Annotated in this window: 10 protein-coding genes and 1 pseudogene; 4 read left to right on the top strand and 7 right to left on the bottom strand. The window is 43.2% G+C overall.

Annotated features, from left to right (window positions below):
- The 3 genes and pseudogenes from ACGF49_RS20290 to ACGF49_RS20280 all read left to right on the top strand — a co-directional run.
- A partial coding sequence (locus ACGF49_RS20290; RefSeq protein ID WP_387492482.1) for a DNA/RNA non-specific endonuclease occupies positions 1 to 1,936 on the top strand: 1,936 nt, incomplete at its 5' end.
- On the top strand, positions 1,933 to 2,268 hold the full coding sequence (locus ACGF49_RS20285) for a hypothetical protein (RefSeq protein WP_113041498.1): 336 nt from the start codon (positions 1,933 to 1,935) through the stop codon (positions 2,266 to 2,268). The genes ACGF49_RS20290 and ACGF49_RS20285, both read left to right, overlap by 4 nt.
- Positions 2,269 to 2,394: 126 nt before the next feature.
- Positions 2,395 to 2,679: pseudogene (locus ACGF49_RS20280) on the top strand (adhesin); the annotation flags it as partial.
- 795 nt (positions 2,680 to 3,474) lie between these two features.
- Here the strand turns inward: ACGF49_RS20280 and ACGF49_RS20275 are convergent.
- Both ACGF49_RS20275 and ACGF49_RS20270 read right to left on the bottom strand, forming a co-directional pair.
- Positions 3,475 to 3,723 (bottom strand): helix-turn-helix domain-containing protein, encoded by a 249-nt coding sequence (locus ACGF49_RS20275; protein ID WP_011147600.1) that lies wholly within the window; start codon positions 3,721 to 3,723, stop codon positions 3,475 to 3,477.
- 88 nt (positions 3,724 to 3,811) lie between these two features.
- Positions 3,812 to 4,066: a helix-turn-helix domain-containing protein gene (locus ACGF49_RS20270; protein WP_041380249.1), complete on the bottom strand. Its 255-nt coding sequence runs from the start codon at positions 4,064 to 4,066 to the stop codon at positions 3,812 to 3,814.
- 104 nt (positions 4,067 to 4,170) lie between these two features.
- On the opposite strand from ACGF49_RS20270, the gene ACGF49_RS20265 reads away from it, so the two are divergent.
- Positions 4,171 to 4,428 (top strand): helix-turn-helix transcriptional regulator, encoded by a 258-nt coding sequence (locus tag ACGF49_RS20265; protein ID WP_011147602.1) that lies wholly within the window; start codon positions 4,171 to 4,173, stop codon positions 4,426 to 4,428.
- Positions 4,429 to 4,528: 100 nt separating this feature from the next.
- On the opposite strand, the gene ACGF49_RS20260 is transcribed toward ACGF49_RS20265, so the two are convergent.
- The 5 genes from ACGF49_RS20260 to ACGF49_RS20240 are packed head-to-tail and all read right to left on the bottom strand — an operon-like array spanning position 4,529 to position 7,976.
- Positions 4,529 to 4,981, bottom strand: coding sequence for a tail fiber assembly protein (locus ACGF49_RS20260; protein WP_271858945.1), 453 nt, complete (start codon positions 4,979 to 4,981; stop codon positions 4,529 to 4,531).
- On the bottom strand, positions 4,982 to 5,959 hold the full coding sequence (locus tag ACGF49_RS20255) for a hypothetical protein (RefSeq protein WP_238591492.1): 978 nt from the start codon (positions 5,957 to 5,959) through the stop codon (positions 4,982 to 4,984).
- Between the two features lies 1 nt (position 5,960).
- Positions 5,961 to 6,536: a phage tail protein I gene (locus ACGF49_RS20250; protein ID WP_046975946.1), complete on the bottom strand. Its 576-nt coding sequence runs from the start codon at positions 6,534 to 6,536 to the stop codon at positions 5,961 to 5,963.
- Entirely contained in the window at positions 6,529 to 7,632 is a 1,104-nt protein-coding gene (locus ACGF49_RS20245) for a baseplate J/gp47 family protein (protein WP_046975945.1), read from the bottom strand. The genes ACGF49_RS20250 and ACGF49_RS20245 overlap by 8 nt, the downstream gene beginning before the upstream one ends.
- Positions 7,623 to 7,976 carry a GPW/gp25 family protein gene (locus ACGF49_RS20240; RefSeq protein WP_046975944.1) on the bottom strand — a complete coding sequence of 118 codons (354 nt, stop codon included), beginning with the start codon at positions 7,974 to 7,976 and terminating at the stop codon, positions 7,623 to 7,625. The genes ACGF49_RS20245 and ACGF49_RS20240 overlap by 10 nt, the downstream gene beginning before the upstream one ends.
- Positions 7,977 to 8,014: the final 38 nt, after the last annotated feature.

The raw sequence follows: 8,014 nt of genomic DNA, 5'->3' as shown, positions 1-8,014 counted from the left end.
CATGATTCTCAGTAATATGGCGGCCAATACCCTGGGCGGCGCTAACCGGGAAGGCCATGCCCAAAGCACCACCCATGCCGCGGTCAGTGACGGTGCCCTGATTATCCGGGACAAAGATAACCAGCAGCAAGATATCACCACCCTGAGCCGGGATACCGACCATGCCAACAATGCTCTCAGCCCTATCTTTGACAAAGAGAAAGAGCAACAACGGCTGAAACAGGCCCAACTGATTGGCGAAATCAGCGCGCAGGTGATTGATATCGCCAGTACCGAAGGGGCAATTATCGCCACCAAAGCGGCCCACGCCAAACTGGAAAACATCAGTGACCCGGATAGAGAAGCGGCCATAAAAGTACTGAAGGATAAAGGTAAAACCGATATCACCCCGGAACAAATTAAAGACCAGATTTACAAGACCGCCTATAACCAGGCATTGAATGAATCTGGCCTGGGCACCGGTGGAAAATACCACACCGCTTTACAGGCGGCTACCGCGGCCATTCAGGGACTCGCGGGCGGAAATATGGGTCAGGCACTGGCAGGCGGCGCTTCTCCTTATCTGGCTGGAGTGATTAAAGACCTGACTACCGACCCGAAAACCCATCAAGTCGATGTCGTCACCAATACTCTGGCCCATGCCATTCTGGGGGCAGTAGCCGCCGAAGTCAGTGGTAACAATGCGCTAGCCGGTGCGGCAGGAGCGGCGGGCGGTGAACTGGCCGCACGAGAACTGATGAAGCATATTCATGGTGAAAATGTTAAAGTCAGTGACTTAAGTGAAGAGGAAAAACAGACCATCAGCACCCTCTCCACCCTGGCAGCTGGCCTGGCCGGCGGCATTACCGGTGACTCCACCGGAAGCGCCGTCACCGGGGCCCAAGCCGGGAAGAATGCGGTGGAAAACAACTTCCTGACGGCCAAAGATGTCCACGAACTGAAAGAAGAACTACTGGAAGCAGAAAAGACGGGCGCAAATAAGCAAGCGATTTACGACAAGTTTAAAGAACGTAGCGAGAAAAACCGTCAGGAAAGCGAGGCAGATGACTGCTCCCATAATCCGGGCTGTGTGGTGTCCGTTTGGGAAATGATGAACTCGGGAACAGACGCCGCCAGTGGCCTGAACCGGACTTCATTCTTCTCCAGTCTCAGTAGTGAGGAGACGGCACAGTTAAACCGCTTTGTACAGGCAGAGAATGCAGAAAGTGCCCAAGCGATTTACCAGTCGCTGCCAGATGTGGTAAAGAAGGTTGTTGAAGGCAAGGAGTTCGCGGAGCAGTTTGGTGTAATGCCGAAAGTGGGCAGTAGCGGGATGATTGGGCTGGGGATAGCCGGGAAGAAGCCTGCGACAAAAGACACTGGCAATACGAGTACAAAAGGCGCTAACACTGATCATAATCAGCAAGTTAATAAATCAAATTTAACTACAGCAGAGAAAGAAGTTGTACTTATTGAACAAGGTAAGAAAGGTGGTTGGAGTAAGGTACTGAATAAGCCTGAACCCAATAAAATTTATCATGTAAAACATGCAAGCGGGGAGAAAATTTATCATACAGATGAATTAAGCAGGCCAGTCCATATCGAAACTTCACTACATTTATCCAAGAGTGACCGTAATACTTATCAGCAATGTAAAGCCGGTAAATGTGGTAATCCGGGAGATGAAGGCGGGCATTTAATCGCCAGTATTTTTGGTGGCCCAGGCGAGCGACTAAATGTTGTTCCTATGGATGGAAACTTAAATAAAGGTGCCTGGAAACAGATGGAGAATTCTTGGGCTAAAGAATTAAAAGCTGGTAAGACAGTTGATGTGAAAATACAACCTATATATAGTGATAATAGTAACCGCCCTGTCAGTTTTAATGTTACCTATAAGGTAGATAATGAAAGGCCAATAAGATTAAACATAGATAATGTTCCTGGGGGCAAGAAATGAGTCTAGATGATAAAATATATGCTGAGATCGGCCAATTGTTATATAACGCAGCTCCTGATAATGCGAAAAAAATTATTATGGATACGGAATTATCTCCTGAAGGTGATTGTTGTCAATTTAAATATGATTACATCGATTCCAACGATGAAATGCGCTGGTTTTTACCTGAAGACGGGATAATAGATCATAGATTGAGGGAACTATTAGTTACATTAAGACAATTTTTTATAGAAAATGTTCATTCAGAGAAAAAACCTCATTGGTCGGGTTGTATAGTCACTATTGATGTAGAACAAATGAAGCTCAATATAGACTTCAAATACGAAAACTAACCTAAAAGAGATCCCAGCCAAGGCGCTGGGATTTTCTCTTTAGCCGTCAGCTGTTCTCAACGAGCCGGATAATCAACTGTCCGGCCTCGCTGGTGTTGGTGATCGGTTTCACCATCGGTAAGACCAAACAAAGCGGATTTTAAAACCGAACACCATAGCGTGAGTATCAGCACGGGCGGCTCAGCAGGCGGCATGATTCTCAGTAATATGGTGGCCAATACCCTGGGCGGCGCTAACCGGGAAGGCCATGCCCAAAGCACCACCCATGCCGCGGTCAGTGACGGTGCCCTGATTATCCGGGACAAAGACAACCAGCAGCAAGATATCACCACCCTGAGCCGGGATACCGACCATGCCAACAATGCTCTCAGTCCTATCTTTGACAAAGAGAAAGAGCAACAACGACTGAAACTGACGCCGCGCGCGATAAATTTCACTTATCCGCTCGATAAATAAAGCGACAATTGCGTTTCATCTATTGAAAATTTTTTACACAACTAGCGTCGTAAATATGACTGTAATTTATTCAATTTACCCATTTTTCCTTTAAATCTGTAGCACGGTAACCAATTCCGAACAGTTAGGCGGTATATTCTGCACTTATTAAAATGGGGTTAACACCCCTATCATAATGCACAGTACAGAAACCAAATGAAAATGATTGGAATGCATTCAGCTATGATCTTAGCTGAACTTGAACCTACCTCTAATGTAAAGCTATCTTAGCCTTATAAACCTCTATCTTGAGACTAAGAAGTTATTAAGAAGCGCCTGACAAATTTACCTAACCGAACGAGAAGAATGAGCGTATAGACAGGAAAAACGTGAAGTCATTTTCGGAATTCAGCATATAAATTAGCAATACGCAATGCGTAAAAATCGTTGGTCAAATTAAAGGAGCCGAAGCTCCGAAAATTGGGGAAATCGCTATAGCTGAAAAGGCCGACCTCATGATCTCATAAACCAGCCCCCTCCAGCCTAGAGCGGAACCGGTTTAGTTACATCTATCTGCGCAAAAAGAGCGCAGATAGCTCCAATTAAGTGTTAGCCGAGTAAAATGTGTATAGATACTGCATAACACGGAGTATAAAAAACAACTTTAGGGATATTAAACCCTAATTGTTCTACCACATAGTTAATATAGTTAACTATGTGAATCCCTCTTTAGCTACGCTATCTGATGAAACTAGCGTAGATAGAAAGTTATCAGCATATCGAGGAATATTTTCTTGGGATTCTTTTTATGAGAACACTTGGTTCTAATGATAACAAATGTGCTATATGAACAAATTCCACAACATCCAATCTTCTTTCACCATTCTCAACTTTCGCAATAAACGATTGAGGGCGATCTAGCGCTTGAGCTAAATTCTCTTGCGTGACCCCCTTTGCTATACGAGCCTCACGGAGTGCTTTGATAACTATTTGATATTCATCAGAGTAAATTGAAACCATATATTTAATCCTACTAAGCATTTAGGATTAAATATCAATCGATTGTTGATTTATACCAAAATGGGATTTTTTATTTTATAAGCTCCGATCATTTTAACTTTTTAGGTTGTTTTTTGAACAAAATTTTTTCTAAAATTAGCACATAATCGACAGATAGCAAGTGTGCTATATGCACAAATTCAACCACATCCAACCTTCTTTCACCATTTTCAATTTTAGCAATAAATGATTGAGGTCGATCTAAGGCTTGAGCCAAGCTTTTTTGAGTAATACCTTTTTCTATCCTAGCTTTACGAAGAGTGTTTATAACCAATTGATATTCATATGAATAAATCGATGCCATTTCTTTAACCTTGATTAATATCCCAAAATCGAATATCAACCATTTACTTAAATATCCCAAAATAGGATAATTTATTGCGTTTGTTATATGGAGATATAAAGGAAATGAATAAAAAAGATTGGCATACCGCCGACATTATCGCTGCCTTACGTAAGCTCGGCACTACCTTAGCAGCGGTATCACGTAAGGAGGGACTTAGCTCATCTACATTAGCTAATGCTCTATCACGACCTTGGCCTAAAGGAGAGTGGATTATTGCGAACAATCTCGGAGTACATCCCTCAGAAATTTGGCCAAGCCGATATTTTGACGAGAATGGACAACCTATTGAACGAGTTATCCGAAGTAATTCCTCCAGGTGACTAATTCTCAACTAAATGGTCTAAGTTCGGTATAATATCGAACCTAGACCATATTAGCTGCTTAGACTGTCTAACTATTGGGGCGAGTTTATTGCAGCCCTTATTCTATTACTCTGGGTTTTTCGGGCCAATAAATATCTGGTGCTAAGCTAGCATCAACACGGTTCAGCAATACCCTATATTTTTTCAAAGCGGTCAACCGAGAATTTTCCTCATCACTCGCCATCCCCAAATCTACAGCATCTTGTAACGGAGCTATCTGTTTACTTACAGTGAACATAAGTTGCTGTTTCTTCTGTTCTGCTTGCTGCTGCTGTTCCTGCCTAAGTTTTATCACACCGCTTTCTGATATTATCCATTTTTCACCATCGTATTTATGATAAACGGACGGAGCACGTTCAGTAAGCACTGGATAACCCTCTTTATTACTGACAATTGACAAACCGTGTGACTGCCCTGTTAGTAATTCATTGTGTTTCTCTGCTGTTATTTCAACGCATTCTTCATGGGCTTCACTATAAAAAGCGCCTTCTTTTCTGGAGAAATAAACCATTTATACCCCCCAAAATAATATATGAACAACTTTACCTGGATTTTCATTGTTGTTGGGAGTGCCAGCCTGATATTCAAACGTCGATAATGTTGCATTACGTACTAATGTGTGACCTGTTGATGTATTTATACTCGACATGCTTGCGACATATCCAATAAACTGATTTTTAAAAGAAATTGGATAATTGACTTTTACCCATGACTGTTGGTTTGATGCAACTTTAACCCATTGAATCATTATTCCCGTATCCCCGCATTGCCACCAGCCATTTTCAGATTTTATAGCTGCATTTTGTAATGCGAGTGTACCGCTTCGCTCAGGTGTTAATATATTATAACGTCGCTGATTGCTCGGATCGTTAGAATAAATATGTAACAATTTTCCTTCCGAACTATTAATTCCTACCACATACCCATCTTTCGATTTGAAACGTAGCTCAGGAAAAGGAGTTTTACTATCAATCAATAAACTACCAACGGTTGCGGTTTTATCGCTAGAAATGCGCAAGAAAGTATTATCGCTCTCAGATTTAGCATAACTTCCCACATCTCCGGCATTCAATGAAATATCAGATGACAACGCTTTTCCATTCACTTTACGAATGGACGGTACTCGGCTATTAGCGTTGTTATTTGCAGCTACAGCACTTTGATTCGCCGTATTCGTCAGTGATTGCACAAATGCTGTTGTTGCAATCTGAGTATTATTAACGTTTTTAGCAGGTGTGGGGGCGATTGGCGTTCCTGTGAAAATGGGACTGGCTTTCGGTGCATACTGAGTATGCGGATCTTGCACCTCAGAATGTTCCCTCAACTCATTCCCATTTTGTTCTAGTTTCTGTTTAAGATAACTTGTGCGGTTGACCAACTGTTTAGCCTGCCGATTGGAAATACCATCAGGCCCGCCTAACACGGGATCTGAGGTTTCTATTTGATACACTCCCTCTGACCACTGTGGGGTTTCCAGCAAATTAGCCATTTTAACTGCTCCCATAATTGTAACTACCGTCATAACTGACAGTATTATTGTAACGAATTGATACAGACTGATATTCCAAACTGGCAAGGTGGCAGCGTGCTGGCGCAAACGCTGCCAATGTGGTACGCAATAGCGAGGCTTGATCATTGGTAATAGGTTGCTGAAGTATGACGCGATAATTTGCCCAGGATGTTGAATCTCCATGAACATAATTACCGTTATGGTTGGCATGTCCGTCATAATTGATTTGACCAGTGCCTTCAATTAAATCAATTTCACCAAACCCAAAACGACGGATAATTTCACGAATTGACCACGGTGTGCCTTTATATCGATGCAATTCTATAGCTGACTTGATTAACGTACGGCGAGCATTGTCTGATTCGACAAGCTCCCAACCATCGCCAAATAGGGAGAATTGATTTGCCAGCCAATGCAGTGCGCTGCTATCGACAGTATCAATGAGATAAACCATTAATTGAGTTAAATCGATATCATCAAAACGGGAGGCCAACTGACCTAATGCACGCATACTGATATCAGCTTCTAGTGGAGGTGCTAGATGTAACTTAACCATCAGCGACTCCAGTGACCACAACAGTGATACCGATACAGTTCGCCCATTCATTTTCACCTACAACCTGAAACGTGGGAGACTCCAGTACGACTTGATAGACGCCAGAAACAGACAATGTTGAGATGATTTGGCTGGGAACAATATCTTTCCCTAACGTTGTTGCTCGTGCAGCTACCCATGCTTGTATGGCTTGTTTTGCTGCTGATTGAATATCAGGTGCATTAACGCCACTGTACAAGGTCAGTTTCGCCTTGATGGTATAATCAACCTTCACGGGAGGTTTTGCATATACAGTGTCAGTCAACGGGCGGATTTTTTCATCAGAACAAAAACTTTTCACCAGCGTTAAAATGCTTTCATCTGGCAGCCCCGTCGCCAATAGTGGAAACAGTTCAACAACACCCGGAATGGGAGACCTGACTGCAACATCAACAATATTGGGGTGAGCACGCATGGCATGAAAGTGATAAGCCTGACGACTGCCCGCATTAGTAAACGATTCAGGGGCCATCTTGATTCGTACACGTAGCCTCTCGTCACTTTCCTCTGCCGAACCACCACTACTCACTATTGTGTTGGTCACTTGCAGGTCAATGTCGTCGATTTCATCCAACAATGTATTGACTTGTGCTGGTTGCCAGCTATTCCCTGATAATCCAGCATCTGTACAAGTAGCTGTGACATTAACGAAACGTGTATCTGCTTTCAGAACAGCATCTGTATTAGTAGCAAAAGTAATACTGTCCGATGCATTAACACGAGTTCCAACTGGAATGAGTACATCTTGCTCTAATGCTTCATCAACACTAAATTGCAGTATTGTATGCGCCGGTTGGGCGGGTAGCCGATATACTCCGACCAATTCCCCTAAGTAGTCCAAAATGGGCGCACGGGCAAACTCGACCAAATTCTGCTTGGCGGCTTCCTGAACCCGCATTCGGGTCAGTGCTTCACGGTATGCAAATAAATTGATCAGCAGGCGTTCTGCCTGTGCTGGGTACAAAGTCTTACCTACATCAGCCTCATACTTTGCGATCATTTCGGTTGTGATTTTCTCTACATCACGCTCGATAAAATCAGGTTCTGTCAGCGCCATAGCAACTCCGTAGATTGTGTGATGCCATCAACTGCTTTCCAATTCACGCGCAAAGTCAGGTGCTCTGCCTCAACATTTGGTTTCACCGATAACAACTGACAACGAGGTTCCCAACGAGTAATAGCGTCAATAGACTCCCTGACAACGTGAGGAATCGCGCGGTCTATTGGATAATCCATATAAAGGTGTAAATTACTGCCAAATTCAGGTCGATGTGGGTCACTGCCACGTGGTGTACGTAGAATAATGCGTATTGCTTGGGCGATATCATCCAGCCCACAGGCAATTTTGCCTGAGTTCTGGAGAGCGAGTTGCCAAAAAACAGAGTGTGAGTTCGTATTCATGGGGAACAGTATCATCCCCTGTAGGCATATCTAATATT

The sequence above is a fragment of the Photorhabdus sp. RM96S genome, from assembly GCF_042879335.1.
Taxonomy (GTDB): domain Bacteria; phylum Pseudomonadota; class Gammaproteobacteria; order Enterobacterales; family Enterobacteriaceae; genus Photorhabdus; species Photorhabdus kayaii.
Note: the sequence above shows the minus strand (reverse complement) of the source record. Positions and strands in the feature narration are given on the sequence as shown.

Excerpts from the sequence above, each read along its gene's own strand:
- ACGF49_RS20285 (WP_113041498.1), top strand. The coding sequence starts at position 1,933 with ATGAGTCTAGATGATAAAATATATGCTGAGATCGGCCAATTGTTATAT.
- ACGF49_RS20275 (WP_011147600.1), bottom strand. The coding sequence starts at position 3,723 with ATGGTTTCAATTTACTCTGATGAATATCAAATAGTTATCAAAGCACTC.
- ACGF49_RS20270 (WP_041380249.1), bottom strand. The coding sequence starts at position 4,066 with ATGGCATCGATTTATTCATATGAATATCAATTGGTTATAAACACTCTT.
- ACGF49_RS20265 (WP_011147602.1), top strand. The coding sequence starts at position 4,171 with ATGAATAAAAAAGATTGGCATACCGCCGACATTATCGCTGCCTTACGT.
- ACGF49_RS20260 (WP_271858945.1), bottom strand. The coding sequence starts at position 4,981 with ATGGTTTATTTCTCCAGAAAAGAAGGCGCTTTTTATAGTGAAGCCCAT.
- ACGF49_RS20255 (WP_238591492.1), bottom strand. The coding sequence starts at position 5,959 with ATGGCTAATTTGCTGGAAACCCCACAGTGGTCAGAGGGAGTGTATCAA.
- ACGF49_RS20250 (WP_046975946.1), bottom strand. The coding sequence starts at position 6,536 with ATGGTTAAGTTACATCTAGCACCTCCACTAGAAGCTGATATCAGTATG.
- ACGF49_RS20245 (WP_046975945.1), bottom strand. The coding sequence starts at position 7,632 with ATGGCGCTGACAGAACCTGATTTTATCGAGCGTGATGTAGAGAAAATC.
- ACGF49_RS20240 (WP_046975944.1), bottom strand. The coding sequence starts at position 7,976 with ATGAATACGAACTCACACTCTGTTTTTTGGCAACTCGCTCTCCAGAAC.